The organism is Rathayibacter sp. VKM Ac-2928 (genome assembly GCF_022815545.1).
Classification (GTDB): Bacteria; Actinomycetota; Actinomycetes; order Actinomycetales; family Microbacteriaceae; genus Rathayibacter; species Rathayibacter festucae.
In genome coordinates this window covers 18,813-44,012 of record NZ_JALGRU010000004.1, presented here as the reverse complement: position 1 = coordinate 44,012, position 25,200 = coordinate 18,813, and the positions used below count along the sequence as shown (strand labels likewise).

The window sequence follows — 25,200 nt, the reverse complement described above, 5'->3', positions numbered from 1 at the left end:
GCGGGTGATCAGTGCGCGATCACGTCGACGCTGGGGGCGTCGAGCGGTGCGTCCTTGTAGCGGCGCGCCAGCAGGGACATCAGCACGGCCGAGAGCAGCAGGAAGAAGCCGACGATGAACATCGGGACCTCGTAGCCGCCGGTCGCGTCCTTCAGGGCGCCCGTGATGTACGGGGCCGAGAAGCCGGCCAGGTTTCCGACGGTGTTGATCAGCGCGATGCCCGCCGCGGCCGCCGCGCCGGTGAGGAACCGGGTCGGGAAGGTCCAGAAGTTGGGCAGCGCCGAGAAGATCGCCATCGCGGTGACGGTGATCACGGCGATCGTGGCCGCCGGGGAGCCGGCGAAGAGCGCGAGCGGGATGGACAGGCCACCGGCGATCGCGGGGATCACGATGTGCCAGGTGCGGACGCCGCGGCGGGTGGCGTCGCGCGACCAGAGGTAGAGGGCGATGGCCGCGGGCACGTAGGGGATCGCGGTGATCAGGCCCTTCTCGAAGATGCCGAAGGTGGTGCCGTACTGCTCCTGGAAGCCCTCGATGATCGTGGGCAGGAAGAAGGCGAGGGCGTAGAGGCCGTAGATGAAGCCGAAGTAGACGAAGCTCAGCATCCAGACGCGGCCGCTCTTGAAAGCGGACGACATCTTGGGGTGGGTGGTGACGCCCTTGGTCTTCACGTCCTCCTCGCGCTTCAGCGCGGTGGTGAGCCAGACCTGCTCCTCGCGGGTCAGCCACTTCGCGTCGGAGGGCTTGTCCTTGAGGTAGAACCAGGCGATGACACCGATGACGATCGCCGGCAGCGAGACGCCGAGGAACATGAAGCGCCAGCCCTCGAGGCCGAGGATGCCGTCCTGCTCGATCAGCAGGCCGGCGAGCGGGGCGCCGATGACCGTGGTGAGCGGCTGCGCCAGGTAGAAGAGGGCGAGGATCTTCGAGCGGTGCTTGGCCGGCACCCAGAGGCTGAGGAAGAGGATCGCGCCCGGGAAGAAGCCCGCTTCGGCGACACCGAGCAGGAAGCGCAGGGCGACGAGCTGCTCGAAGTTCTGCACCCAGGTGAAGAGCAGCGCGACGATGCCCCAGCTGACCATGATGCGGGCGAGCCAGCGGCGGGCGCCGAAGCGGTGCAGCGCGAGGTTGCTCGGCACCTCCAGCAGGATGTAGCCGATGAAGAAGACGCCCGAGGCGAAGCCGAACTGGGCCGCCGAGAGGGCGAGGTCGGCCTCCATGCCGTTCGGCGCGGCGAAGCCGATGGCCGTGCGGTCGAGATAGTTGATGAAGAACATCAGGGCGACGAACGGCACGAGCCGGATCGACACCTTCCTGATGGCGCTCTTCTCGACGGCGGCGTCCGCCGTCGCGGTTCCGCCTGTGCGGGAGGGAAGGTCCACGTCGATCTCCTGATCCGTGTCAACGACTGTGTTGGATGGTGCGGGGTGGGGCTCGGGCCGCCTTCGGGGGAATTGGCTGACCGGTTGACCAATTAGAGGATGCCGTGCCGGGGCGCCGGTTGTCAACCGGTTCTCCGGTCGAGTCGCTGCGGGTGGGGTGTCGGCGCGGTTGCTACGGTCGGAGCATGCCGGCGTACCCCGAAGACGACCCCTCCCTCGTGCGCCTGGAGCTGCAGGTCCTCCCCCGCGGCACCGCCGTCGCCGAGGTGGCCAAGCAGCTCACCTCGCTGCTCACCCGCGGCGATCTCGTGCCCGGCTCCCGCCTCCCTCCGGAGCGCCAGCTCGCCGAGAGCCTCGGCGTCGGCCGGTCGGCGGTGCGGGAGGCGCTCGCGGCGCTGGAGATCCTCGGCATCGTCACGGTGCGGCCCGGCTCCGGCACCTACCTGCGCGACAGCACCTCCGAGCTCCTGCCGACCACGCTGAGCTGGGGCCTGATGCTCTCCGCGGGGCGCACGGCCGAGCTGATCGAGGTGCGCGGCACCCTGGAGGTGCAGGCCGCGATGCTGGCGGCGCTCCGGATCGACGACGAGGGACTCGAGCGCCTGCGCGCGCATCTGGCGGCGATGGAGTCGCATCTCGACGACATCGCGGCGTTCGTCGAGGCCGACGTGCGCTTCCACCTGCAGATCGCGGTCAGCGCCGAGAACGTGGTGCTGCGCGATCTGCTGCAGACCATCCGCTCGCTGCTGCGACTCTGGGTCGAGCGCGCGCTCAGCAGCCCCGAGCAGGCCCTCGACGCCTTCACCGAGCACCGCGCCGTGCTCGAGGCGATCGAGGCGCGCGACCCGTCCGCCGCCGCGCGGGCGATGGAGGCGCACATGAGCACCGCGTCCCGGCGCCTGGCGGACACCGGGAGCTGATCGCGGGCCGTCGGTCCGGGGCCCTGAGTCCGGGGCTGCTGATCGCGCCCCGCGGTGGCAGACTCGGCCCATGAGCGACCTCCTGCGCCGCGGTGCCGCGGCGGCCCTGACCCTCGCCGCGGTCGGCCTCCTCGTCACCGGCTGCGCGGGGCGCGCCGACATCGCCTCCTCCACCTCGCCGCTGCCGCGGCCGAGCGCGACGGCCACGGCGACGCCCACCGCCTCGCCCACGGCGACGGCGTCGGCACCCGCCTCGATCGTCCCGACCGCGGAGCCGACCGCCGCGCCGACGGCGGCATCCGAGACTCCCGCCCCGCTGCCGACCTCGTCGCAGCCGCCGGCACCGGCTCCCGAGCCTGCGCCCGAGCCCTCGACCGTCCGCTGCGTCGGGAGCGACCTCTCGCTCGAGTACCGCGCCGACCCCGACGCGTCCGGCGCGGGCAGCAGCGCCTTCGACCTGATCTTCACGAACACGACCGACCGGACCTGCACGCTCGCCGGCATCCCCGGTGTCTACGCCGCCGGGGCCGACGGCAGCCGCCTCGGCGCGGTCGCCTCCGCCGACGGCCCGAACCCGGACGGCCTGCTCGCCCTCGCTCCGGCGGCGCAGGCCGATGTCCGGGTCGCCTGGCACTCCCCCCGCGCCTTCGGCTGCCCGACCGCGACGTCGACGTTCCTGGTGGCCGAGGTGATCGACGCGGCCGATGCCGCCGTCCGCGCGCCCGCCGCGATCGAGGTCTGCACCGACGGCACCGTGTACCTGGACGCCTCCACCTACACGCTGCTCGGCTAGGTCCTGCGCCGGTCCCCCGAGGACCGCGCCCAGGTGATGGAATGGACGAGGACAAGGAGAACCCATGCTCATCCCCCCGAACGACACCGGCGCCCGCGCCCGGTCCACCCGCCTGCCCTCCGCGCCGGCCACCCGCTCCGGCGGTCACTCGCCGCTGTCCGAGACGGTCGCCGTCTGATGGCCGAGGAGCGCGCGATCCTCGCCGGCGGCTGCTTCTGGGGCCTGCAGGAGCTGATCCGGGACCTGCCGGGCGTCTTCGAGACCCGCGCCGGCTACTCCGGCGGGACCACCCCGAACGCGACCTACCGCCACCACGGCGACCACGCCGAGGCGGTGGAGATCGAGTTCGACCCCGAGCAGACCTCCTACCGCGACCTGCTCGAGTTCTTCTTCCAGGCGCATGATCCGACCACCCGGAACCGGCAGGGCAACGACATCGGCACGGGCTACCGCTCCGTGATCGTCGCCCTCTCGCCCGAGCAGGAGCGCGTCGCCCGCGAGACGATCGCCGAGATCGACGCCTCCGGCCGCTGGCCGGGCCCGGTCGTCACCGAGGTCCAGCCGGCCGGCGAGTTCTGGGACGCGGAGGAGGAGCACCAGGACTACCTCCGGAAGCACCCCGGCGGCTACACCTGCCACTGGGTGCGCCCGGGCTGGACGCTCGACGCCTGAGCGTCGGGCCGCTTGCGGCATCACCCGGGCAGCGGATCGGGGCCGACGCCACGGTCGCGACCCGGGCGCCGGCGGCGGCGCTCACGTCCCGCGGAGGGCCGCGATCGGCTCGATGCGGGAGGCGCGCCGCGCCGGCACGCTGCCCGCGAGCAGTCCGATCAGCGCGCCGAGGAGCGCGCCGCCGAACGCCACCCCGGGGTCGAGCACCGGGGTCCACTGCTGCGCGAGCGAGACCGCGAGCACCGCGAGGACGCCGGTCGCCGCACCGAGCAGACCGCCGAGGAGGCCGATCACGGCCGACTCGACGACGAACTGCTGCGCGATCCTGCGTCGTGCGGCGCCGAGGGCACGGCGCAGGCCGATCTCGCCGACGCGCTCCATCACCGACAGCGTGGTGACGTTGGCGATGCCGACGCCGCCCGCGAGCAGCACCACCACCGAGAGGATCAGGAACACGAGGTCGACGTCGGCGCGGACGTCGCCGGCCAGCTCGGACGGACCGCCGGGCGCCGAGACGGAGACGGAGTCGGGTGCGTCCGGGGCGAGGGTCAGGGGTGCCTGCGCCGCGACCTGCGGGCCGGCGCCGATGTCGATGCGCGCCTGGAGGTCTCCCGGAGTCGCGAGCGCGAAGTCGGCCCGCGCGGTGCCGGTGGGGAGGACGACCGCGTCGAGCAGCTCGGCGCGGGCCTGGACGTCGGCGAAGATCCCGAGGACCGAGTAGGCGACCCCGTCGATCAGGATCGACGGCCGGGAGTCGACGCGCTCGACACCGAGCCGCTCCGCCGCGCGGCTGCCGAGGACGACGACGCGGTCGGCGCGCGCGTCGTGCCCGGAGTCGAACATCCGCCCGGCGGTCACCTCGCCCTCGAGGGTGCCGAGGAGATCGGCGGAGGCCGCGAACACCCGCGGCGGGGCGGCGGCGGGCGCCGAGGGGTCGTTGACGGGGACGGCGGTGACGGTCGCGCCCTCGCGGAGGGACACCTCGCCGACGAGGGCCGCCTGCTCGACGCCGGCGAGCCGGAGCACCCGGTCGACGGCGTCCCAGGGCAGGCGCCCGGTGGCGACGCTGTCCCCGGTGGAGTCCTTCGCCTCGGCCGGCTGCACGACGACCTGGGTGGCGGCGAACGCGTCGAACCGGCGGGCGAGCTGATCGGCGGTCGTCTGCGCGAAGCCGATCGTGGCGACGAGGGCGCCGATGCCGAGCACCGTGCCGAGCAGGGTCATCACCAGCCGGGCCGGCCGCGTGCCGATGTCGGAGGTGGCCTCGGCGAGCAGGTCGGCGGCGGTGAAGCGGTCCGCTCGGCGGACGGGCCGCAGCAGCGGGGACGCGGCGGCCGAGCGCGGTCGCCGGCGGCCGAGCCGCCGGCGCACGGTCGCGAGCATCGGGCTCATGCGGTCACCTCCTGCATCCGTCCGTCGGCGATGCGGAGGCACCGGCGCGCCCGCCGGGCGACGGCGAGATCGTGGGTGATGACGACCAGGGTGAGTCCGGTGTCCGTCAGCTCCTCGAAGAGCCGCATCACGTCCGCGGTCGTCGAGCCGTCCAGATTGCCGGTGGGCTCGTCGGCGAGGAGGAGGCTCGGGCGGGCGACCACGGCGCGTGCCACGGCGACGCGCTGGCGCTCGCCTCCCGAGAGCGTCGTCGGCAGGAAGCCGAGCCGGTGCCCGAGGCCGACCCGGAGCAGGGCGTCGCGGGCGCGCGCCTCGCGGTCGGCCCGCGGCGTCCCGCTGTAGAGCATCGGCAGCATCACGTTCTCGAGCACCGTGCGCCGCGGCAGCAGGTGGAAGGACTGGAACACGAAGCCGATGCGCTGCGCCCGGACGGCCGCGCGGGTGTCCTCGTCGAGCGCCCCGGTGAGCGCGCCGTCGAGCCGGTACTCGCCGACGCTCGGCCGGTCGAGCAGCCCGAGGATGTTCAGCATCGTCGACTTGCCCGAGCCGCTGGGGCCGACGATCGAGACGTAGTCGCCCTCGTCGATCCGGAGGCTGACGCCCTTCAGCGCCTGCACCTCGGGCGGACCGGGGAACGAGCGGGTGACGTCCCGCAGCTCGACCAGCGGAGCGGTCACCGGCCGACCACGACCAGGTCGCCCTCGTCGAGCGTCCCGTCCACCGGCGACACCTCGACCGCGCCCTTCGCGGCGAGACCGGTGGTCACGACGACGAGCCGGGTGGCGGCGCTCGGATCGCGCGGATCGCCGTCGACGACCTCGACCCGGCTCTCGCCGCCGGAGCCGGCGGACAGCGCGGCGACCGGGACCGAGAGCACGGCGCCCTCCGTCGCTCCGACCGCGACCCTGACCTTGACGTTGGTGTCGCGCAGCTGCTCGATCTGCTCGGGCGAGAGCGGATCGGGGGTGAGCGTCACCGTCCAGCGCCCCTTGCCGTCCTTCGCGGGATCGACACCCGACACGGTGGCGCCGTGCGACGACCGATCCGGGAGCTCGAACGAGGCCTTCTGCCCGACCGAGAGCAGCCGCGCGTCGGCCTCGGCGGCGGAGCCGGAGAGCTCGACCTGCGCGCCGGAGACCGTCATCGCCGCCCCGGACAGGACGCCGCCGCGCTTGGCGGTGACGGCGTCCACCCGCCGCGGGAGCGACGTGAGGAACAGCACCTCGCCTGCGGGGAGCGCCGGCAGGACGGACTGGCGGGCCCGGGTGAGATCCTCCTGCGCCTGCGTCACCTGGGACTGCGCCGACTCGACGGCGCCGCGCTGGGCGCCGGTGTCGGTGCTCGCACCCAGCTGGGCCCGCCGGAGCTCGGCGAGGCCGAGCGCGTCGTCGAGGTCCGCGATGCGGAGGCCGTCCGGCGGCTCGGCCGCGCGGGCGGCCTCCAGCTCACGTCGCGCACTCGCGACCGCGTTGTCCGCCTCGCGCACCTCGACCGGCGAGGAGCCCGCCCGAGCGGCGTCGAGCTCCTTCTGCGCGGCGACGAGCCCCTGCTCGGCCGCGCGCAGCGTCTCCTGGGCGGCGCGGACGACGTCCTCGCCGCCCTCCTGCGTCGCGGGCGCCGCGTAGCCGGCCTGCGCGTAGAGCTCGGTGACCGCGTTCGCGGCCGTCTCGTCGAAGACGTCGTCGGCGGGGTCGCCGGCATCGATCCCGAGGCCGCGCAGCGCCGTCTTGAACTGCACCACGTCCGGCCCGGACACCCCGAACCGCAGGGTCCGGTAGGCCGGCAGATCGCCGGGGAGGACGATGACGGGGCGGCCGGCGATCTCCAGCGCGATCGACAGCGGCGACAGCTCGGTGCCGGCCGCCGGGACCTGACCGGTCACCACCGCCGCGCCCTGGATCCCGGTCGTGTCGATGGTCACCTCGACGGCGTCCGCGTAGCGCACCTCGCCGCGGAGGGTCACGTCGTTGCTCAGCTCGCCGAAGTCGACCGGCGCGGTGATCAGGCCGGGGGCGGGCGGCTCCGCGTTGGCGGCCGCCTCGGCGGGCGACACCACGAACCTCCCGACGAGCAGGCCCGCGACGAGGCTCAGCAGCGCGGCGGCGGCCACGATCCAGAGGACGCGGTTGCGCGAGACGACGGCGGCGAGTGCGGCGAAGCGGCTGCGACGTCGCGGAGCGTCGGACCCGCCGTCGGGACCGTCGGCGGGCTCGATGACCGCGAGGAGGTCGAGCGGATCGGTCGGTGTCGGATCGGAGGTCGGCCGACCGGTCGGCTCCGAGTCGGACGGCGTCGGATCGCCGGAGCCCGAGCGGCGGGGAACGCGCATCTACTCGCCCTGCTCGGCGTCGGCCTTCAGCGCGTCGAGCTCGGCGCGGTGGTCGTCGATGAACTGCTGCTCCAGCGCGTCCTGGACCTTCTTGTGCACCGCTGAGTAGTCGGTCTTCTCCCGGCAGTCCAGATCGGCGAGGGCGAGCTCGATCTCCTCGTCCTTCACCGCGACGAGCTTCGGGTCGGTGGGCTCGACCACCTGGTCGCCGGCCGCGTCGTAGACCGCCGTCAACTTGTCGCTGATCGAGTTCACGGCGTCGTAGGGGGCGGTGAAGCCGGGGTAGCCCGCGTCGCTCAGGCAGGAGGACCACGCTGCATCCAGATCCGCCAGCTCGGGGACCGACTGCAGATCGGTGTAGAACTCGTTCAGCGCGTCCATCACCGGCTTGTGCTTCTCCGCCGACGCCGGATCCTCCCCCTCGAGCTCGTGCTGGGCGGCGCCGAAGCAGCCCGCCGTCGTCCAGTCGTACTCGTACGACCCGTCCTCGGAGGCAGCGGCGTCCTCCGGCTCCGCCGGGCCGTGGAGCGCCCCGGAGTAGGCCGCCTTCTCGGACTCCGAGAGGCTGTCGTAGTACTCGGAGTTGGCGTCGACGTACTCGTCCTCCGGCTCGGCCGAGTCGTAGCGACCGGGAGAGTCGACGACGCCGTAGCCGTACTGCGCGACCCATTCGCGATCGTCCGGCTTGTAGGCGTCGGCGTCGGATGACGAGAACGACGCCGACTGCACGCTCGGGGTGTAGTCGAAGCCCGACTCCTGCATGCAGGTCGCGACGAGCTCCTCGCGCTTGCGGTCCTGCTCCCTGTACTTCTCCTCCTGCTCCTCGGGCGAGAGGTCCCCGCCGTAGAGCGCACCGAGGTAGTCGATCAGCGGAGAGGTCGGCTCGACGGTCTTCGCGTCCTCGGCGGGGGCGGAGCAGCCGGAGAGCGCCAGCACGCCGGACAGCGCCAGAGCGGACAGTGCCAGTGCGGAGCGTGCGATGGTCAGGTGGGCGCGGCGTCGATGCTTCACGGAGGTCCCTCTCGTTCAGGGGCGCGCGGCGCGGGCGGGGGTCCCGCGCTCGCGCGCCGCCGACGACGATACCGACGGATCCTCATCACCGTGTGGTCGGGGCGGGCTCTGGCGTCGCACGTCGGTCGACGCGCCGCGGGACGCCCACGTCGAGCGGTTCCTGCGGCGCGGGACGTCGATCCGCGGACGCGGCTACGGCGTCAGCAGCACCCGCGCGGCTCCGCCCGGTTCGAGCACGAACGACTCGCCGTCCGCTCCCCCGGCCGCCTCCCAGCGCTCGATCCCCGTCGGATCGACCGTCACCGCGGTGCCGCCCGGGTTGCCGAGCAACACCACCCGGCCGTCCGCGGCGACAGCTCCGAGCGCGACGAGTCCCGCTGCATGAGCGTCCAGACGCGGCGACGCGGTGAGGGCCGCCGCCCACTGCAGCACCGCGCCGACGGCCGTGACGCCGGCCGCCGTGACGACACCGCGCGGTCCCCACTGCTCGAAGTAGGCGAGCGAGGCGACGCCCGGGACCGCGAGCGCGTCGAGGCTGCCGACGACCCAGGCCGCGAGCTCGGGCGCGTGCTGGCGCTCGTCGGTCGCTCCCGGGACCATCTCCGGGCCGTAGCCGGACCCGTCGATGTCGGCGGTGCCGGGGTCGAACGCCGAGGTCGACACGGCGTTCATCCGCGCGCCGAGGGTGATCGGCCCGACGTGCAGAGGACGGCCGTCCGCGATCGCCGCCGCGTCGCGGACCACCGTGCGCTGCACGGCGAGGGACTCGACGAGCTGGTGCCCCGAGCGGTCGTGCATGAAGGGGGTGATGCTGAAGGCGAGCGACGCCTCCCCGTTCGCGAGGGCTTCCGCGCCCCGGTTGAGCTCGGTGAAGTGCGAGCGGACGCCGCCGACGACCTCGGCGCCGCGCTCGGCCGCCGCCCGTCGCGCCGCCTCGAGCAGCTCGGGTGTGCTGCGGTGACCCTGGGCGGCGAAGACGCCGAGGCGGGCGAGCGGCGCGTCGCCGAGCTCGTCGAGGACCGCGCGGACGTCCTCCGGCCCGGACGCGACGAGGCGCAGATCGACAGGGCGTCCGCCGGCGTCCTCGAACGCGCGCCGCAACGCGCGACGCCAGCCCGCCCAGCGCACGTCGCACTCGACCAGCAGATCGAGCGCCGGTCGCACGTCCGGCCGGAGGTCCGTCGGCGCGCTCGCGGCGGAGGTGCGGATCTCGGGGAGCGGGTGCCCGGTGCTCCCGGTCCGCAGGACGGAGGGGGACGCGGGCGATTCCCGCGTGACGGTCGGCGGCGCGCCGCCGCAGTCGATCCGCAGGCTCTGCCGGACGATCTCCCCCGCGGCGACCGGCACCGGGAACGGCAGGCTCAGCGGCGTCGAGTAGGTCTTGAACGACGCGTCGGTCCAGTTGCGCTGATCCTCCGTCTCGAACACGTCGCCCTCCAGAGTCAGCTCGACCGGGACGCCCTCGGCGGTCCAGGCGAGACCGGCGAGGTCCTGCGCGGGCTGATGGGGCGCGATCCGCTCGGGGAAGGCCAAGCGGTCGGCGGTGCCGCCCGGGTGGCGCGCCTCGACGGCCGCTCCGGCGCTCTCCGTGCCGTGCAGCACGATCAGCCCCAGGCGGTTGCGGAGGAAGGGCGTGCTCGCGCGTGCCTCGAGTGCGATCGTGAGCGAGTTTCCGGAGAAGTCGGCGCGCAGGGTCCAGGTGACGCGCGCCTCCTCCTGAGCGCTCTCGCCCTCGACCACGAGCGTGCCGCCCTCGATTTCGAGCGCTGCGCGGACGGTCGCGAAGGTCCCCCAGTCCTCGTCGCGGACGACGAACCGGACCCCGCGGAGGATCCGCGCCGTGCCGAACCGGAGGTCGTCGAGCCGGCCGTCCGAGATCCGCAGCGACCACGGGCCGCAGCGGACCGCCCGCTCGTCGCGCTCGGCGTCCTGGAGGAGCCCGGCCGGGACCGTCGGCGCGGCGGGCCGGATCTCGATCGCGGGCACGATCAGAGGGTGGTCATGCCGCCGTCGACGCGGAAGAGCGCGCCGGTGGCGTAGCTCGACTCGTCGCTGGCGAGGTAGACCATGATGCCCTCGACGTCCGCCGCGGAGCCGGGGCGACCGAGCGGAATGCGCGAGGTGATCGCGGCGCGGGCCTCGGCGTCGCCCGAGATCGCGGTCACCAGCGGGGTCTCCGTGTAGCCGGGGACGACCGTGTTCACGCGGATCCCCTCGCCCGCGTACGCGGCGGCGACGGTGCGGGCGAGGCCGTGCATGCCGGCCTTCGAGCTGCTGTAGGCGGTGAAGTCCTGGCCCTCGCCGTTGAGCCCGGTCGGGCTGCCGGTGAGGACGATCGAGCCGCCGCGGCCTCGCAGTGCACGGACGGCGTGCTTGACGGTGAGGAAGGTGCCGGTGAGGTTGATGTCGATCGTGCGGCGCCAGACGTCGAGGTCGAGGTCGGCGATCTTCGCGTCCTGGCCGAAGAGCTGCACGCCGGCGTTCGCGACGACCACGTCGACCGCGAAGCCGTCGGCCGCGAGGCGGGCGAAGGCCTGCTCGACGCTGCTCTCCTCGGAGACGTCGAGCCGGACGGCGACGGAGTCCGGGAAGGCGGCCGCTGCGTCCTCCGCGGCGGCGAGGTCGCGGTCGGTGAAGGCGACCCGGGCGCCCTCGCGCGCGAAGCGCTCCGCGACGGCCCGGCCGATGCCGGAGCCGGCTCCGGTGACGAGGGCGGTCTTGCCAGTGAGGCGTCCGGTCATGCGTGCTCTCCTTCGAGTCGATCTGCTCCGATCATAGGAGGCGAACCGGTTGACCGCCTAGGCCGTGGCTGCTCGATTCCAGCGGTCGGCGCGACCCCTTGACCCGGCCCGGTCCAGCCGCGACGCTCGCTCTACACGTCCCGCACCACCCCACCCCTCCCGGAGGTCACCATGAAGGTCGGCTCGCTCGTTCTCCGTCTCACCGTCGGCGGTCTGTTCATCGGACACGGACTGCAGAAGCTCCGCGGCTCGTTCGACGGCCCGGGCCTCGACGGCACCGAGCAGATGATGAAGAGCCTGGAGCTGCACCCGGCGCGCCGGAACGCGGTCGCCGCCGCCGTCACCGAGACCGCGGGCGGCGCCGCGCTCGCTCTGGGCCTGGCGACGCCGGTCGCCGCGGCCGGGCTGATCGCGACGATGGTCACGGCCGTCCGCAAGGTGCACTGGGCGAACGGCCTCTGGAACAGCGGCGGGGGCTGGGAGTACAACGGCCTGCTCGCGGCCGCCGCGACCGCGATCGTGGCCGACGGCCCCGGCGCGCTCTCCTTCGACGGCCTCGTCGGGAAGCGGAAGTGGGGCGCCGGCTGGGCGCTCTTCGCCCTGGTCGCCGGCGCCGCCGCCTCCACCGCCGTGATCGAGGCCGGACGCCGCGCCAAGGCCGCCGACGTCGAGGGCACCGGCAGCGAGACCCTCACCGCGCCCGACTCCCCCACTGCGTCGGGCGACACCGCGTCCTGAGCGGACCCATGCTGATCGAGGCTTCCGCATGAGCTCGGCCATGCTGATCGAGTAGCCCGCGGAGCGGGCGTATCGAGATCCACCGCCCTCCGAAGGGTGGTCTGCAGACCCGCCCCTCTGGAGGCGCCGGGTCTCGATTCGCCCTGCGGACTACTCGACCAGCATGTGCGCGCCGACCCGCAGCATGGCCCCGGGTCTCGATACGCCACTGCAGGGCCGCTCGACCACCATGAGCGGGCCGATACGCGGCGTGAACGGCGTCCGATCGGCGGGGCTCGGCCAGGGATCCCCTGCTGGTCGAGCAGCCGTCCGCAGGACGGCGTAACGAGACCCGCTAGCGTCGGCACATGACCGCCTCCACTCCCCCCGCCGTCCGCCAGCTGCGCCTCGTCGTCCAGGTGGACGACCTCGACGCGGCGCTCCGCTTCTACCGCGACACCCTCGGTCTGACCGAGCGCGCCGCCTTCGAGGGCGACGGCGACGCGCGCGTCGCGATCCTCGAGGCCGGCATCGCCACCCTCGAGCTGGCGAACCCCGCGCAGGTCCGGATGATCGACGGCCTCGAGACGGACGGCGACACGAGCGACCTCCTCCGCGTCGCCTTCGAGGTCGACGACGCCGCCGCCGCGACCGCGGCCCTCGCCGCCGCGGGCGCCGCGCTCGTCGCCTCCCCGCGGGAGACGCCGTGGCGCTCGCTGAACTCCCGCCTGCGCTCCCCCGACGGCCTGCAGCTGACGCTGTTCGAGGAGCTCGAAGCGGCGTCCGAGGACGGCGCGGACGACGAGCTCCTCGTCTGGCAGCGCGCCGTCGACCGGCTCGACGGCCTCGAGGATCCGGACGGTGTCGTCGAGCGGATGCGAGTGCTCGCCGCGCGCTACCCGGGCAGCGACGGAGTCGCGCACTTCGAGCTCGGCGGTGCCCTGGACAGCGCAGGCCACGAGGCGGAGGCGGCCGCGGAGTACGAGCGCGCCGTCGCCGCAGGCCTCGACGACGAGCGGCTCGCCCGGCTGAGCATCCAGTACGCATCGACCCTCCGGAACCTCGGCCGGACCGACGAGGCGATCGTCCTCCTCTCCTCCGCCCAGCAGCACCCGTCGATCGGTGCGGCGCGCGAGGTCTTCCTCGCGCTCGCTCTGCACAGCGCCGGTCGCACCGACGAGGCGCTGCGCACCGCCCTCGAGGCGCTCGCCCCGACGTTGCCGCGCTATCGCCGATCGGTCGCCGCGTACGCCGCCGACCTCACCGACTCGGCGCCGCAGACCTGAGACGGCCGGTCGCCGGACGGCGCGCCCACCGCCGCGGGTCCTCGGCCCTGCCTACTCCGCGAGCAGCGCGTCGATCTGACCCATCGCCTGGTTCATCCCCTCCTCCATGCCCATCTGCACCATCTGCTCGAGCTGCTCGAGGGTCTCGAAGGAGGAGCGGACGGTCATCCGGGTGCGTCCGTCCACCTCGGCGAGGGTGACCACCGCATGGGTGACCCCCATCGAGTCGTCCGGGTGCCCCTCCTCGTCGGCGAAGCCGTCGTCGAACTCGAGCCGCGTCGGCTCCTCGACCTTCGTCACCACCCAGTAGCCGCGGGCCTTCTCCCCGTCCGGCCCCGTCATGAAGTACCGGCTCCGCGAGCCCTCCACCGCCTCGTGCGTCTCGAAGGTCGCCGGCCAGGTCGGCGGTCCCCACCAGCGCTCGAGCCGCCGCGGATCCACCCAGATCCGCCACACCCGCTCGACGGGCGCCTCGAACTCGGCGGTGATGGTCATGGTCAGGTTCTCGATGTCCTTGACGGACTCCACGACGGTCATCCTGCACGTCCCTTCCTTCGTTCCTCCGGTGGTCGCACCTCGTCCTCGGCGAGGACGTCGGCGATGCGGTCGACGCGATCGCGCCAGAGCAGCTCGTAGGCCTCGAGCAGTCGCGCCGCCCTCCTGAGCGAGGCGACCTCTCCGCTCACGAGCTGCTCCCTCCCGCTGCGGCGCTTGCGGACAAGCTCCGCCCGCTCCAGCACCGCGACGTGCTTCTGCACCGCGGCGAAGGACATCTCGTAGCGTGCCGCGAGCACTGTCACGGACTGCTCCGCTTCCAGCACCCGTGCGACGATGTCGCGCCGCGTTCTGTCGGCCAGCGCCTGGAACAGCCGGTCGACGTCGCTCTCGTCCTCAATTTGTACAACCATTTGGTTGCACGTTACTCTCGCTCGTCCGAGGAGGCAAGAGCCGCCCTCGGCACCTCGTCACCCCGTGCTCTCCGCGCCGGTCACACGTGCGCCGCCGCCCGGTCCAGGGAACGCGTCGCGGAGTCGAGCACCCAGTCGGGCACGGCGCGGATCTCGAGCACCGACCGGTGGAGCCTCGCCAGCGAGTAGTGCGGGTCGATCCGGAGCGCCTCCTCGAGATGCCGGGTGGCGATCGAGGAGACGCCGAGCGCCCACCAGCACCAGGCGAGGACGGTCAGTACCGGCGGCCGCGCCTCGGCGGGCGCGAGCGCTGCCGCCCGAGCGAGCCGACCTGTCGCTCGCTCGGTCCGCTCGAGGTCCGGGCCGGGGCCCGTCCCCATCATCAGCGACGCGGAGAGCAGGTCGTGCGCGTCCTCGAGTCCCGCGTCGGCGTCGCCCTCGACGAGCTCGTCCATCGGGCGGCCGGTGCGCGCCTGCTCCCCCTCGAGCCGCTTCTGACGCCGCCGCTCCTCGATCGCCGTCTCGCAGCCGAGCGCGATCTGCAGGGTCGCCTGATCGCGCAGCGCCGGGGACTGCAGCACCCGGATGAGCGTGGCCTCCTGCCTCGGTGCCGGCGGGCCGTGCAGCCAGCGCTCGACCAGGCCGATCACGTCGTGCGCCCCCGAGGCAGGATGACGCACGATCGCCTCGACCGTCGCACGATCGGAGTCCGAGACCGTCGGCAGTGCGGCGAGCGCCGTCACGTCGAGCGGCTCGGGAGCCGCCGCGCGCGCGAGGACGCCGGTCGGGCTCTCCTCGATCTCGGCGAGCGGGCGCGGCTCGCGCGTCTCCTCGATCGAGGTGTAGCGCCCCCAGCCGTCGGCGGCGACGCAGGCCACGCCGACGATCCCGAGGTCGGTCCGTTCGAGCCGCCGGAGGACGGTGCGGCCGAGGTCGAGCAGCGGGATACCGCGCGCGGTCTCGTACCTCTGCCGCGTGTAGACGATGGCCAGCACCGCGGTCGCCCGGGAGATCGACGCCGTGAAGCGCTCGCACCGGCCCGCCAGCTGGTCGATCTCCGCTCGGCGCAGTCGGTGAGGGATCGGGAAGCGGAAACCGCCTCCCGCCCGGTTCCCGAGGAACGGGACGACGACGAGGGCGTCCTCCGGATGGAGGCCGATCATCGAGGGGACGGCGGCGAGCAGGTCGGGCAGCCCGCTCACGCGGAGGAGCTCCGGCTCCCGGGAGGGGCTGTGGCGGGCGGTGGCGAGGCGATCGGTAGGAGTCATGCGGCTACGGTCGTCGTCTCCCCGCCCGCCGTGGGAGCCGATCGGCCGATCCGTGGAGAGCCGCCGCACCTCATCCCCTGTGGAGGGACACCTCACCTCGACGCAGCGGCGTGCATCCGCTCGAGAGCCGCGCGCACCGCCGAGAGCGTGCCCGGATCTCCGTCCACCCGATGCTCCACCCCCACCGGGATCCAGACCAGTGCCGCGAGCAGACCGGCCACCGTCTCCGCCTCCACCGGCCAGCGCGTCCACCGAGCGCCGAGCGCGACGGATCCCGCCGACCACCGCCCGAAGACCCGCACCACCTCGTCGATCGGCATCGCCAGATCGACGACCAGCTCGTACCGCGCCGTCCGCCCGGACGACGCCACGAACGCCGCGGCGTCGTCCTCGGGGAGCCGCCGCGGCTCGAAGTGCACGCGGGTCTCGAGGAGCCGGCTCACCCGGTCGAGCCGGAACGTCCGCCAGTCCTCGCGCTGCCGGTCCCAGCCGACCAGCACCCAGGAGCGATGCGTGGACACCACCGCGTGCGGCTCGACGACGCGGTCGCTCTCGGCCCCGTCCGCCGCGACGTAGTGGAAGCGGAGCCGTTCGTGGTCGCGGCAGGCCAGTGCCATCCGGCCGAGGATCTCCGGCGGGATCGACGCGGCGCGCGGCCTGGCGGACCGGAGCACCCCGCCGACCGCGCTGACGCGCTCCCGCACAGCACTCGGCAGCACCTGCTCGAACTTCGCGAGGGCGCTCAGCGTCGTCCGCTCGCCGTCGGCGAGCCCCTCGTCGGCCGCGAGCCGGAGCCCGACCGCCACGGCCACGGCCTCGTCGTCGCTGAGGAGCAGCGGGGGGACGCGGCTGCCCGGCTCGAGCCGGTAGCCGCCGAGTGCGCCGCGGGTCGCCGCCACGGCATAGCCCAGCTCGCGCAGCTGCTCGATGTCACGGCGCAGAGTCCGCTCCGTCACGCCGAGGCGCGCCGCGAGAACCGGCCCCGACCACTGCCGATGGGTCTGCAGCAGGGCGAGCAGAGCGAGTGCGCGGGAGGTGGTCGCGGCCATGCCGACATCCTGCTCCTCCATCAGGACGTGAACCGACCTGATGCCGCTCTAGCGTCGACCCCGAGAGCTCAGCCGGGCGCTCGAAGGACACGGAGCAGGAGAGACACCATGGACATGAAGCTCGAGCTCGTCGCCGTTCCGGTGACCGACGTCGATCGCGCCAAGCGGTTCTACGTCGAGCGGATCGGCTTCGTCGCCGATCACGACCACACCGTGCACGAGGGGCTGCGCTTCGTGCAGCTGACGCCTCCCGAGTCTGCCTGTTCCATCGTTCTCGGCATCGGCATCACCGAGATGGTGCCCGGCTCGCAGAAGGGCCTGCAGATGGTCGTCGCGGACGCGGCGAAGGCCCGGGAGGAGCTGCTGGCTCGTGGCGCGGAGGTGTCCGAGGTCGACTCGCAGCCCTGGGGCGAGTTCGTGTACTTCGCCGATCCCGACGGCAACACCTGGGCACTGCAGCAGATCGTGATCCCGGATCTGTCGTAGCGGCGGCGCTCTCCTCGGCGGCCGGATCGGATTCTGAGACGATCCGCGCCCGCCCGACACTGTCAGAGTGAGAGGGAGAGGAGGTCCGCGAATGACGCCCACTCAGGAGAGCACGTCTGTCGGGGGAACGACGGCCGCGCAGAAGTCGGCGAGGCCGTCCGAGCCGCCGCGAGAGCCGCCGTCGGAGCTGCCGCCGGAGGAGACCGACGCGGAACTCGTCCGCCGCGCGGCGGCCGGCAGCGAGCTCGCCTTCCGCTCGCTCTATCGCGCCTACGTCCGCCCGGTCTACTGGCTCGCGCACGGGATCCTCCGCGACCCCCGGGACGCCGAGGACGTCGCGCAGGAGACCTTCGTCCTCGCCTGGAGTCGACTCGGCGGGCTCGAGCTGGTGAGCGATTCCCTCCTCCCCTGGCTCGCGACGATCTGCCGCTTCCAGGCGGCCAACCGCCTCCGCTCCCGCCTCCGCGACCGGGAGCGGACCGTCGAGGCCGACGACCAGACGCCCTCGCCGCACGACCTCGAGCAGCAGATCGTCACCGCCGCACTCGCCGAGGCGATCCTCCGCGAGACGGCCGGGCTCGCCGAGCTCGACCGCGCGATCTTCCGCCTCTGCGCCACCGAGGGGCGCGGGTACGAGGAGGCCGCCGTCACCCTGGGCGTCTCGCACGCCACCGTCCGCAACCGCCTGTCGCGTGTCCGTCGACGCCTCCGACTCGTGGTCGACGACTTCCGAGGAGCCGAGACGTCATGACCGAACCCACCGAAGTGCGCAGCGACGAGCTCCCGGCCCCCGAGCGCCGACCCTCCGATCCGCCGGCGCCCGAGCTCGACGATCTCGACGATCTCGACGACGACCGCGTGTCGGCACTCGAGGCGCGCGTCTTCCGCGCCGTCGCAGCCGCCCGCCGCGAGCGGGGAACCCGTCGCCGACGCGTCGCCGCGATCGGGAGTGTCGCCGCGGGCCTCCTCGTGATCGCCGTCGTCGTCGGCCCCCTGGTTGGAGGCGGTGCCGGAGTGGGGTCCGCTTCGAGCGCGGCAGGGTCCTCGAGCGAGGCAGGCGGTCTCGACTTCGGGCAGTCGGGAGCGGAGTCCGCACCGCAGTTCGTCGACGGCTCGGCACCGGGCGCGGCGGAAGCGCCCGGCGACGCGTCCGCGGAGGGGACCGGCCGGGAGGTCGTGTCCACGGCGAACGCGACGCTCGAGGCAGACTCCGTCGCCGATGCGATCGCGGCGCTCAGCGCGACCGCCGCCGAGCTCGGCGGCTACGTCGAGAGCTCCAGCATCAGCTCCAGCACCCTCGAATCGGCGGCCGGAACCGATCCCGCGCTCGACCCGTCGCAGTACGCGCCCCTGCCGGAGGGCGCGGGGAGCGTCTCGATCCGGGTCCCCGCCGACCGGCTCGCCGACGCTCGAGAGTCGCTGGCGGCCCTCGGCACGGTGACCGGCTCGTCGATCGACCGGCGCGACGTGACCACCCAGGCGATCGACCTCCGCGCGCGGGTCGACGCCGCCCAGGCCTCCGTCGACCGGCTGACCGAGCTGATCGCCCAGGCCGGCAGCCTCGCGGACCTCCTCGCCGCGGAGTCCGCCCTCGCCGATCGCCAGGCCTCGCTCGAGTCCTCCCAGGAGCAGCTCGCCGCCCTCGAGGGCCAGGTGTCGCTGGCGACCCTCGCGGTCACCGTCCTTCCGGGGTCGTCGCCCGTCACCGCCGAGCCCACCGGCTTCCTCGACGGCCTCCTCGCGGGCTGGAACGGTCTGGTCGTCGCCGCGAACGGCGCCCTCATCGGCCTCGGCTTCCTCCTGCCCTGGCTCGCCGTCGTCGCCGTGGTCGCGCTCCTGGTGGTGGCCGTCCGCCGTCGTCGCGGGCCGCCCACCGGCGCGCCGACGTCGGGTCGGCCGGGCCCCGATCGGAGCAAGGGCGCCGACGGAAGCACGGTCGAGAGTGCGGGCAGTGGCAGGAGCCGGGCCGCCGGAGAGTGACCGCGCCGCGAGCAGCGGCGACGTCAGCCGCGCAGCACCTTCGTCATCGCCTTGCCCTTCGCCAGCTCGTCGACCAGCTTGTCCAGCCAGCGGATCCGCTGCATCAGCGGATCCTCGACGCTCTCGACGCGCACGCCGCAGACGACCCCTGTGATCAGAACCGCGCTCGGATTCATGGGCGCCGCGGCGAAGAAGTCCTCGAAGGTCGTCCCAGCCTCGACGTGGCGGTGCAGCTCCTCGTCCGAGAAGCCGGTCAGCCACACGATCACCTCGTCGACCTCGGCCCTCGTCCGCCCCTTCCGCTCGGCCTTCGCCACGTAGTGCGGGTACACGGAGGCGACGCTCGTCGTGAAGATCCGGTGCATGCGTCGAAGGGTAGCCCTCGCGGCGGCCGTCCCTCCAGGTCCGCGGCCTCAGCGATCGGCACGCCGCGCCGCCGATGTCCGCCGCGCCGCTATCCTCCCGGAGTGCCGTCGCGTCGCGAATCGCTGCACACCGCGTCACCTCACCAGAGAGAACCACCGTGAGCCTCCTCCGCACCAAGTCCGTCGAGCAGTCCATCGCCGACACCGACGAGCCCGAGACCCGCCTCAAGAAGTCGCTGAGCGCCCTCGACCTCACCGTCTTCGGCGTCGGCGTCGTGATCGGCGCCGGCATCTTCACGCTCACCGGCCGCGCCGCGCACGACATCGCCGGCCCCGCGATCGTGCTGAGCTTCGTCGTCGCCGCCTTCGCCTGCGCGCTCGCGGCCATGTGCTACGCGGAGTTCGCCTCCACGGTGCCGGTCTCCGGCTCCGCCTACACGTTCTCCTACGCCTCGCTCGGCGAGCTCTTCGCCTGGATCATCGGCTGGGACCTCATCCTCGAGCTGTTCCTCGGCGCGAGCGTGGTCGCCCAGGGCTGGAGCGCCTATCTCGGCTCCTTCCTCGGGCAGCTCGGCATCGTCCTGCCGGAGGCGATCTCCTACGGCGGCGTCGTCGACGTCCCCGCGATCCTGCTCGTGCTCGTGCTGGGCGCCCTGATGACCTTCGGCATCAAGGAGTCGCTGCGCGTCAATCTGGTGCTGGTCGCCGTGAAGCTCTTCATCGTGCTGTTCGTCATCATCGCCGGGCTGCAGTTCATCAACGTCGGCAACTACTCGCCGTTCATCCCGCCCGCGGAGGCGTCGCAGGCCGCGTCCGGCCTCGCCCAGCCGCTGCTGCAGTTCCTCTCCGGCATCGAGCCGGCGACCTTCGGAGTCGGCGGCATCATCGCCGGCGCCTCGCTGGTCTTCTTCGCCTACATCGGCTTCGACGTCGTCGCGACCACCGCCGAGGAGACCCGCAACCCGCAGCGCGACATGCCCATCGGCATCATCGCCTCGCTGATCATCTGCACGGTGCTCTACTGCGCCGTCGCCCTCGTCGTCACCGGCATGGTCCCCTACCGCGAGCTCGACCCGTCCGCCGCCCTGGCGAACGCCTTCGCGTACCACGGCCAGACCTGGATGGCGACCGTCATCTCCGCCGGCGCCGTCGCCGGGCTCACCACCGTCGTGCTGACCCTGCTCATCGGAGCCACCCGCATCATCTTCGCGATGTCGCGCGACGGCCTGCTCCCCCAGCGCCTCGCGAAGGTGCACCCGCGCCTGCGCACCCCGTGGGTCACCTCCGTCGTCGTCACGATCATCGTCGCCCTGCTGGCCGGCCTCACCCCGATCGGTGTCCTCGAGGAGATGGTCAACATCGGCACCCTCTCCGCCTTCGTCCTGGTCTCCGTCGGCGTCATCGTCCTCCGCCGCAAGCGCCCCGAGCTCAAGCGCGGCTTCCGCGTCCCGCTCAACCCCTGGCTCCCCGGCCTCTCCGCCCTGATCTGCACCTACCTGATGCTCAACCTCTCCATCGAGACCTGGCTGCGCTTCCTGATCTGGCTGGCCATCGGCTTCGCGATCTACTTCGCCTACTCCCGCTCCCACGCGAAGCTCGGGCGCTAGGCCTGGACTCCTCTTCGAAGGGGTTCCGCGCCGACCCGACGCGACGTGCCGCGCCCGACCGGCGTGGAAAGCGATCATCACGCGCCAAGGCGAGCAAACCTCTTTTCAGGCCGAGGCAGCGCTTCTACTCTTCCCGTGACGTAGCCGACCGCTACGTGTACCGGCTCGAAGAAGGAGAAGCCCATGTCCGCAGTACTCGACACGATCGACCTCGAAGCAGAGCTGCAAGTGCTCTGTGATCCCGAGAGCAGCCGTCTCGCGCGATTCACCGCCTCGTTCCATGAGTTCCGTGACTCCCTCGCTCCTGAGGAGCGCGACTACCTCGACTTCATTCGGCGTGCCGCCGATGTGGCCGTCGCGGAGCACGGTCGATCCCTGAGCGACGATGTCGACGCGTTCGAGGCCCGGATCGAGGCGATGCTCGGCGACGACTACATCGCGCCGGAGATGGGCGGAATCATCATCCGCACCACCGTGGTTCTGAAGTGCGCGACGTGGCTGCTCAAGTGCTGAAGGCCCTCACCGAGACCGCCGCCGCAAGTCACCCGTAGTCGAAGCGCAGTCAGAGAGAGGAAGACCCGTGGTCGAAGGATCGCCGTTCTCGTGGGCGGAGTACCTCGCCGGTATCGGTGCCGACGGCGCTCCTTCGACCCCGCTCGCCCAGCAGCGGAACGACCTGGTTCTCGCCCGTGTACCCGGCGGGCGCGAACTGGTTCTCAAGCGGGGACGGAAGAGAACGGAGGCAGGAGACGGCGCGCTCCTCTCCGAAGGTCTGACCTACCAGCTGCTGAAGGAGCTGGGAGTCGCCGACATCGCTCCCCGGTGCATCCTTCATGATCGGGAGCACGACGTGCTGGTCCTCGAACACCTGCCGGGGAAGACCGCCCGCGAGGGGTGGCAACAGGTCTCGGAGGAGCCCCAGGAGTGGGCTCGAGTGGGCTCGACCCTCGCTCATCTGCATCTCAGCTCGAGCATCTGGCCCGCCTGGGCCGGACGCCTTCTCGGCGAGTACCGCGATCTGATTCCGAGCGCCGAGCCCATCACTCCGCGGGAGCTCGTTCGAGCGACGCCCGGTCAGCTCCGGACGATGAGCCTCATCCAGGCGGACGAACAGGTCGGTGTGCGCCTGGAAGAATTGGCATCGACGCCGCCGAGCTGCCTGATCCACGGGGATCTCCGTCTGGACAACGTCCTACTCGACCCGCCAGGCAGGCCCAGGCTGATCGACTTCGAATTGGCCAGGATCGGCGATCCGCTCTTCGACCTCGGCACGCTGGTCGGCTCGATGATCGAGCGAGCTGCCTCAGCACGGCCGCAGGAGGACGACGAGCGTGCATCGCAGCTCATCGAGAGAGCCGCCTCCTCTTGCTCGGACCAGGTGCAAGCAGTCGTAGCCGGGTACGGAGCGACTGCCCGGCTCTCCGGGAGCCCGATACGAGACCCGGAGGAGCATCTCTCGCTCCTGGCCAGTCATGCGGGCGTACACCTCCTCCACCGATCGGGAGCGCTGGCCCAGCTGCTTCACGGCGAGACCCGTCAGGGCCGCCTCTACGCCCTTCTCGGCTGCATGATCCTCATGAACCCGTCGACGCTTCTGCGTCCGCTCGGTCTGGACGCGTCGTACCTCTGGCAGCGGAATCGGGAGCGGACCCGTGATTGACCATCTCGTGTCCGAGCTGCTGCAGAATCGCGCACATCTCCCGATCCATGAGGAGTCCCGCCTGACGGAGTCCATCTACCAGCTGGTGCACCTCAGGCGACGTCAACGGTTCGAGTCCCCCTCGGACACCGGTCCCACCTTCGCCTCGGAAGCGGTGTTTGGAATGGTCACGCGGCGCGAGCCCGGCTGGGTTCGCCTCCCCGCTCCGGAGCGCGAGGCACCGGTCTTCGTCCGCAACGGACTGCAACTCTCCATCGGACTCGAGCAGGTCCAGCGAGACGGCTCGCTGAGGCTTCCTGCCGTGCGGGACAGTTACACCCCTGGATTTGCAGCCCTCCTGAGCGAGAACGACCCGCCGAGGACGGGAACTCGTATCTATCTGGCGATCGCCGAGGAGCACGTGCACACCGTGGGCAGGATTCTGGCGTCTCGACTACCAGCGGTCTCCTCTGGCTATGTCGTCAAAGTCCTCGCGGAGCGGGGCGAGTACCCGCGGCCGGACTCGTTCACGATCTTCCTCGCGGACAGCGATCGAGATCCGGCTCTTCGGATGATCGCGGACTGTGAGTTCGACCGTTACACCGACAGATCGTGTCGACGGTCCCTCTTCGCCGAGGCCGGTCCGGGTGGGAGCGCCTGGATGGAAGGAGCTGCGGGTGTCAGCGCAGGCGAATCCCGTGCCGCCTGCGCGGCGACGGCACTGCACGCGCACCCCGACGTCGGCGAGGCCGCGCTGCGTGAGGCACTCCGCTCGGAGTTCTCCCGACGAGGCTTCGACCCGGATCATCCGCATCTCCTTCTTCGGGAGGGTCGCCATGGCTAGCGTCGACCGCCTGCTGCTCGGCGTGTCAGGTTCTCCGGCGGTCCTCTCGGTCCTGCCTGTGCTGGCGGCCGCGCGAGGCTCGCTCGTCGGCAGCTACAGCGTGGTGATGACTCCGTCGGCTTGCCTCCTGGTGTCACCGACGACGGTCGGATCGCTCCTCCACGCCGAGGTGTTCGTCGAAACGTTCGCCCTCACTCGCGGAGAGCCCGCGCACCGATGGCTCGCTTCGCACTGCGATGCCGCCCTCGTCGCACCGGCGACCGCCAACACCCTGAGCGCACTGGCCCATGGCTCCACCGGAACTCTGCTGACGCTCACACTCGCGAACGTGAACGCGCCCGTCGGTCTCGTGCCGGCACTCAACGAGGACATGCTGGCGAGACCGGCGATTCGGCGGTGCGTCACCCTCCTCGAGTCAGACGGTTTCGTCTTCGTGTCGGAGGAGCCGGTCGCCGCCACCGACCTCACGGGCCGCGCTCAATCCGGCGTCAGCAAGCACGGGCTTCGCAGACTGATCGTCCAACTGGGTCGACTCGCGAGCGTCCAGCGCGATCATGACTGACCGGGAAATCGATTCTCGCGGCGAGCAGGCGGAGCGGCTGCTGACGCCCGACCTGCTGCGTGGATTCGGCACCCTCCTCGTCGTCCTCACGAACGTTCCGCTGATCCTCACTCCGATCCGCTACCAGCTCGTCGCCGGACGGACCCCCTTCACCGGAGACCTCACGGATGATCTCGCCGTCGCGGTCTTCCTCGCCGTGCCGACGATGACGGGGATGGGGATGTTCGTGCTCGCTATGGGACCGGGCCTGGCGGATCTCCTGCAGAGACCCGGCGGCCATCGGCGCACGGCGCGACGGCTCGTCGTGCTCGGCATGCTGGGTCTCCTGCACGGCCTGCTCGTCTGGTGGGGCGACGTGCTCTTCTACTACCTGCTGGCCGGCTTGGTCGCGCTGCAGTTCCGGCACCGGCCACCGCGAGCACAGTTGGCGATCGGAATCTCCATCACGCTGCTTCCACTCATCCTGACTGTCGCCGACGCCTTCGCCCGCGGAGGCGTCGTTCGACCTGAGATTACCGATGCGCTGAGCAGCGCCGCCTCGATGTACGAGTCTCTGGGCGACCGAGCCCTCTCGGCCTACACCTCGCAGGACTTCGACGCCGTCAGCGGGCAACGCCTCGTCGATTGGGTGACGTACGCGGAGGATTTCGCGCTGATCGGCGGAGTTCAACTCGCCGGACTCTTCCTCGTGGGCATCGCCCTCGCCCGATTGCGCAGAGAAGACGGCCTTCACGGCCGCTTCGCGCGGGCCGCTCTCGGCCTGAGCAGCGCCATCGCCCTGGGGGCCTACGCCTTTCAGCTCTCCATCCAGCTCTTCCTCCCCACGGACACGGGGCTGCTGAGCGCTCTTGCAGCCTGCTGTCAGGTCGCCGCGCCTCCTGCTCTCGCCGTCGTGATCTACCTTCTCCTCTCGCGCAACGAAAGCCGGCTGGCGCGTATCCGTACCTTGACGTGGTTCGCGGTCGCGGGCCGATACTCGCTCTCGATCTACTTCTCGACGAGCGTCCTCTGCGCGGGGCTGGCGTACGGGCTGGCCCTTTACTCGCGTGTGCCTTTCGCCCTGTCGATGGTCATCGCTCTGGTGACCCACGGGACACTCGTCCTCGCCTGTCAGGTCCTCGCTAGGCGCGGTCTGAGCGGCCCGGTCGAGCGGATGTATCGCGTCCTCGCCGCGTCTGCGCCGTGGCCCCGCACGTCCAATAGAGAGCTGACCGCCGGCAGGAATCCGTCCACAGATCATGAAAGGTGA

General features: G+C 72.1%; 26 protein-coding genes. 14 read left to right on the top strand and 12 right to left on the bottom strand.

Annotated features, from left to right (window positions below; all coding sequences use genetic code 11):
- Nucleotides 1-8: 8 nt before the first annotated feature.
- Entirely contained in the window at nt 9-1,277 is a 1,269-nt protein-coding gene (locus tag MT350_RS14730) for an MFS transporter (RefSeq protein ID WP_221181106.1), read from the bottom strand.
- A gap of 290 nt (nt 1,278-1,567) precedes the next feature.
- Between MT350_RS14730 and MT350_RS14725 the strand changes: the two genes are divergently transcribed.
- From MT350_RS14725 to msrA, 3 genes are all read left to right on the top strand, one after another.
- The gene (locus MT350_RS14725; RefSeq protein ID WP_123735949.1) at nt 1,568-2,302 is read left to right on the top strand and encodes a FadR/GntR family transcriptional regulator; all 735 of its coding nucleotides are present in this window, start codon (nt 1,568-1,570) and stop codon (nt 2,300-2,302) included.
- 70 nt (nt 2,303-2,372) lie between these two features.
- Nucleotides 2,373-3,095, top strand: coding sequence for a DUF4232 domain-containing protein (locus MT350_RS14720; RefSeq protein WP_243599835.1), 723 nt, complete (start codon nt 2,373-2,375; stop codon nt 3,093-3,095).
- A 177-nt stretch (nt 3,096-3,272) separates the two neighbouring features.
- Nucleotides 3,273-3,767 (top strand): peptide-methionine (S)-S-oxide reductase MsrA, encoded by a 495-nt coding sequence (gene msrA, locus MT350_RS14715; protein WP_123446063.1) that lies wholly within the window; start codon nt 3,273-3,275, stop codon nt 3,765-3,767.
- An 81-nt stretch (nt 3,768-3,848) separates the two neighbouring features.
- Here the strand turns inward: msrA and MT350_RS14710 are convergent, their stop codons facing one another.
- The 6 genes from MT350_RS14710 to MT350_RS14685 form a co-directional block, all read right to left on the bottom strand.
- Nucleotides 3,849-5,159 carry an ABC transporter permease gene (locus MT350_RS14710; RefSeq protein WP_243616229.1) on the bottom strand — a complete coding sequence of 437 codons (1,311 nt, stop codon included), beginning with the start codon at nt 5,157-5,159 and terminating at the stop codon, nt 3,849-3,851.
- Nucleotides 5,156-5,836 carry an ABC transporter ATP-binding protein gene (locus MT350_RS14705; protein WP_123732934.1) on the bottom strand — a complete coding sequence of 227 codons (681 nt, stop codon included), beginning with the start codon at nt 5,834-5,836 and terminating at the stop codon, nt 5,156-5,158. Before MT350_RS14705 ends, MT350_RS14710 begins: the two co-directional genes overlap by 4 nt.
- Nucleotides 5,833-7,488: a hypothetical protein gene (locus MT350_RS14700; protein WP_243599833.1), complete on the bottom strand. Its 1,656-nt coding sequence runs from the start codon at nt 7,486-7,488 to the stop codon at nt 5,833-5,835. Before MT350_RS14700 ends, MT350_RS14705 begins: the two co-directional genes overlap by 4 nt.
- Nucleotides 7,489-8,499: a hypothetical protein gene (locus MT350_RS14695; protein WP_243599832.1), complete on the bottom strand. Its 1,011-nt coding sequence runs from the start codon at nt 8,497-8,499 to the stop codon at nt 7,489-7,491.
- Nucleotides 8,500-8,691: 192 nt separating this feature from the next.
- A complete protein-coding gene (locus MT350_RS14690) occupies nt 8,692-10,485 on the bottom strand; it encodes a hypothetical protein (protein WP_243599831.1) in 1,794 nt (597 codons plus the stop codon).
- A gap of 2 nt (nt 10,486-10,487) precedes the next feature.
- Nucleotides 10,488-11,240 (bottom strand): SDR family NAD(P)-dependent oxidoreductase, encoded by a 753-nt coding sequence (locus MT350_RS14685; RefSeq protein ID WP_243599830.1) that lies wholly within the window; start codon nt 11,238-11,240, stop codon nt 10,488-10,490.
- Between the two features lie 171 nt (nt 11,241-11,411).
- Here MT350_RS14685 and MT350_RS14680 point away from each other — a divergent pair, with 171 nt between their 5' ends.
- Nucleotides 11,412-11,978: a DoxX family protein gene (locus MT350_RS14680; protein WP_243599829.1), complete on the top strand. Its 567-nt coding sequence runs from the start codon at nt 11,412-11,414 to the stop codon at nt 11,976-11,978.
- A 347-nt stretch (nt 11,979-12,325) separates the two neighbouring features.
- On the top strand, nt 12,326-13,243 hold the full coding sequence (locus MT350_RS14675; RefSeq protein WP_243599828.1) for a tetratricopeptide repeat protein: 918 nt from the start codon (nt 12,326-12,328) through the stop codon (nt 13,241-13,243).
- Nucleotides 13,244-13,294: 51 nt separating this feature from the next.
- Here MT350_RS14675 and MT350_RS14670 read toward each other — a convergent pair whose 3' ends face one another.
- The 4 genes from MT350_RS14670 to MT350_RS14655 form a co-directional block, all read right to left on the bottom strand.
- Nucleotides 13,295-13,780, bottom strand: a complete 486-nt coding sequence (locus tag MT350_RS14670; RefSeq protein ID WP_243599827.1) for an SRPBCC domain-containing protein — start codon at nt 13,778-13,780, stop codon at nt 13,295-13,297.
- Entirely contained in the window at nt 13,777-14,151 is a 375-nt protein-coding gene (locus MT350_RS14665) for a helix-turn-helix domain-containing protein (protein ID WP_243616228.1), read from the bottom strand. The genes MT350_RS14670 and MT350_RS14665 overlap by 4 nt, the downstream gene beginning before the upstream one ends.
- Nucleotides 14,152-14,231: 80 nt before the next feature.
- Nucleotides 14,232-15,419 (bottom strand): DUF4192 family protein, encoded by a 1,188-nt coding sequence (locus MT350_RS14660; protein ID WP_243599825.1) that lies wholly within the window; start codon nt 15,417-15,419, stop codon nt 14,232-14,234.
- A gap of 92 nt (nt 15,420-15,511) precedes the next feature.
- The gene (locus MT350_RS14655; protein WP_243599824.1) at nt 15,512-16,468 is read right to left on the bottom strand and encodes a YafY family protein; all 957 of its coding nucleotides are present in this window, start codon (nt 16,466-16,468) and stop codon (nt 15,512-15,514) included.
- A 108-nt stretch (nt 16,469-16,576) separates the two neighbouring features.
- On the opposite strand from MT350_RS14655, the gene MT350_RS14650 reads away from it, so the two are divergent.
- The 3 genes from MT350_RS14650 (at nt 16,577) to MT350_RS14640 (ending at nt 18,934) form a co-directional block, all read left to right on the top strand.
- A complete protein-coding gene (locus tag MT350_RS14650; RefSeq protein ID WP_243599823.1) occupies nt 16,577-16,954 on the top strand; it encodes a VOC family protein in 378 nt (125 codons plus the stop codon).
- A gap of 91 nt (nt 16,955-17,045) precedes the next feature.
- Nucleotides 17,046-17,705 (top strand): RNA polymerase sigma factor, encoded by a 660-nt coding sequence (locus tag MT350_RS14645; protein ID WP_243599822.1) that lies wholly within the window; start codon nt 17,046-17,048, stop codon nt 17,703-17,705.
- A complete protein-coding gene (locus MT350_RS14640) occupies nt 17,702-18,934 on the top strand; it encodes a DUF4349 domain-containing protein (protein ID WP_243599821.1) in 1,233 nt (410 codons plus the stop codon). Before MT350_RS14645 ends, MT350_RS14640 begins: the two co-directional genes overlap by 4 nt.
- Nucleotides 18,935-18,957: 23 nt before the next feature.
- Here the strand turns inward: MT350_RS14640 and MT350_RS14635 are convergent, their stop codons facing one another.
- Nucleotides 18,958-19,299, bottom strand: coding sequence for a DUF2200 domain-containing protein (locus MT350_RS14635; protein ID WP_243599820.1), 342 nt, complete (start codon nt 19,297-19,299; stop codon nt 18,958-18,960).
- A gap of 158 nt (nt 19,300-19,457) precedes the next feature.
- Here MT350_RS14635 and MT350_RS14630 point away from each other — a divergent pair, with 158 nt between their 5' ends.
- The 6 genes from MT350_RS14630 to MT350_RS14605 all read left to right on the top strand — a co-directional run bounded on the left by MT350_RS14630 (nt 19,458) and on the right by MT350_RS14605 (nt 25,200).
- Entirely contained in the window at nt 19,458-20,906 is a 1,449-nt protein-coding gene (locus tag MT350_RS14630; protein WP_243599819.1) for an amino acid permease, read from the top strand.
- Nucleotides 20,907-21,089: 183 nt separating this feature from the next.
- Nucleotides 21,090-21,419 carry a hypothetical protein gene (locus MT350_RS14625; protein ID WP_243599818.1) on the top strand — a complete coding sequence of 110 codons (330 nt, stop codon included), beginning with the start codon at nt 21,090-21,092 and terminating at the stop codon, nt 21,417-21,419.
- A 67-nt stretch (nt 21,420-21,486) separates the two neighbouring features.
- Nucleotides 21,487-22,566, top strand: coding sequence for an aminoglycoside phosphotransferase family protein (locus MT350_RS14620; RefSeq protein ID WP_243616227.1), 1,080 nt, complete (start codon nt 21,487-21,489; stop codon nt 22,564-22,566).
- Nucleotides 22,559-23,389, top strand: coding sequence for a T3SS effector HopA1 family protein (locus MT350_RS14615; protein WP_243599816.1), 831 nt, complete (start codon nt 22,559-22,561; stop codon nt 23,387-23,389). Before MT350_RS14620 ends, MT350_RS14615 begins: the two co-directional genes overlap by 8 nt.
- Nucleotides 23,382-23,951: a flavoprotein gene (locus tag MT350_RS14610; protein ID WP_243616226.1), complete on the top strand. Its 570-nt coding sequence runs from the start codon at nt 23,382-23,384 to the stop codon at nt 23,949-23,951. Before MT350_RS14615 ends, MT350_RS14610 begins: the two co-directional genes overlap by 8 nt.
- Nucleotides 23,944-25,200: a DUF418 domain-containing protein gene (locus tag MT350_RS14605; RefSeq protein WP_243599814.1), complete on the top strand. Its 1,257-nt coding sequence runs from the start codon at nt 23,944-23,946 to the stop codon at nt 25,198-25,200. The genes MT350_RS14610 and MT350_RS14605 overlap by 8 nt, the downstream gene beginning before the upstream one ends.

What these genes read in the sequence shown, in the direction of transcription:
- MT350_RS14610 (WP_243616226.1), top strand. Translation starts at nt 23,382, where the DNA reads ATGGCTAGCGTCGACCGCCTGCTGCTCGGCGTGTCAGGTTCTCCGGCG.
- MT350_RS14650 (WP_243599823.1), top strand. Translation starts at nt 16,577, where the DNA reads ATGGACATGAAGCTCGAGCTCGTCGCCGTTCCGGTGACCGACGTCGAT.
- MT350_RS14685 (WP_243599830.1), bottom strand. Translation starts at nt 11,240, where the DNA reads ATGACCGGACGCCTCACTGGCAAGACCGCCCTCGTCACCGGAGCCGGC.
- MT350_RS14605 (WP_243599814.1), top strand. Translation starts at nt 23,944, where the DNA reads ATGACTGACCGGGAAATCGATTCTCGCGGCGAGCAGGCGGAGCGGCTG.
- MT350_RS14730 (WP_221181106.1), bottom strand. Translation starts at nt 1,277, where the DNA reads ATGTTCTTCATCAACTATCTCGACCGCACGGCCATCGGCTTCGCCGCG.
- MT350_RS14665 (WP_243616228.1), bottom strand. Translation starts at nt 14,151, where the DNA reads ATGGTTGTACAAATTGAGGACGAGAGCGACGTCGACCGGCTGTTCCAG.
- MT350_RS14655 (WP_243599824.1), bottom strand. Translation starts at nt 16,468, where the DNA reads ATGGCCGCGACCACCTCCCGCGCACTCGCTCTGCTCGCCCTGCTGCAG.
- MT350_RS14710 (WP_243616229.1), bottom strand. Translation starts at nt 5,159, where the DNA reads ATGAGCCCGATGCTCGCGACCGTGCGCCGGCGGCTCGGCCGCCGGCGA.
- msrA (WP_123446063.1), top strand. Translation starts at nt 3,273, where the DNA reads ATGGCCGAGGAGCGCGCGATCCTCGCCGGCGGCTGCTTCTGGGGCCTG.
- MT350_RS14675 (WP_243599828.1), top strand. Translation starts at nt 12,326, where the DNA reads ATGACCGCCTCCACTCCCCCCGCCGTCCGCCAGCTGCGCCTCGTCGTC.
- MT350_RS14645 (WP_243599822.1), top strand. Translation starts at nt 17,046, where the DNA reads ATGACGCCCACTCAGGAGAGCACGTCTGTCGGGGGAACGACGGCCGCG.
- MT350_RS14720 (WP_243599835.1), top strand. Translation starts at nt 2,373, where the DNA reads ATGAGCGACCTCCTGCGCCGCGGTGCCGCGGCGGCCCTGACCCTCGCC.
- MT350_RS14670 (WP_243599827.1), bottom strand. Translation starts at nt 13,780, where the DNA reads ATGACCGTCGTGGAGTCCGTCAAGGACATCGAGAACCTGACCATGACC.
- MT350_RS14625 (WP_243599818.1), top strand. Translation starts at nt 21,090, where the DNA reads ATGTCCGCAGTACTCGACACGATCGACCTCGAAGCAGAGCTGCAAGTG.
- MT350_RS14700 (WP_243599833.1), bottom strand. Translation starts at nt 7,488, where the DNA reads ATGCGCGTTCCCCGCCGCTCGGGCTCCGGCGATCCGACGCCGTCCGAC.
- MT350_RS14635 (WP_243599820.1), bottom strand. Translation starts at nt 19,299, where the DNA reads ATGCACCGGATCTTCACGACGAGCGTCGCCTCCGTGTACCCGCACTAC.
- MT350_RS14725 (WP_123735949.1), top strand. Translation starts at nt 1,568, where the DNA reads ATGCCGGCGTACCCCGAAGACGACCCCTCCCTCGTGCGCCTGGAGCTG.
- MT350_RS14660 (WP_243599825.1), bottom strand. Translation starts at nt 15,419, where the DNA reads ATGACTCCTACCGATCGCCTCGCCACCGCCCGCCACAGCCCCTCCCGG.
- MT350_RS14640 (WP_243599821.1), top strand. Translation starts at nt 17,702, where the DNA reads ATGACCGAACCCACCGAAGTGCGCAGCGACGAGCTCCCGGCCCCCGAG.
- MT350_RS14680 (WP_243599829.1), top strand. Translation starts at nt 11,412, where the DNA reads ATGAAGGTCGGCTCGCTCGTTCTCCGTCTCACCGTCGGCGGTCTGTTC.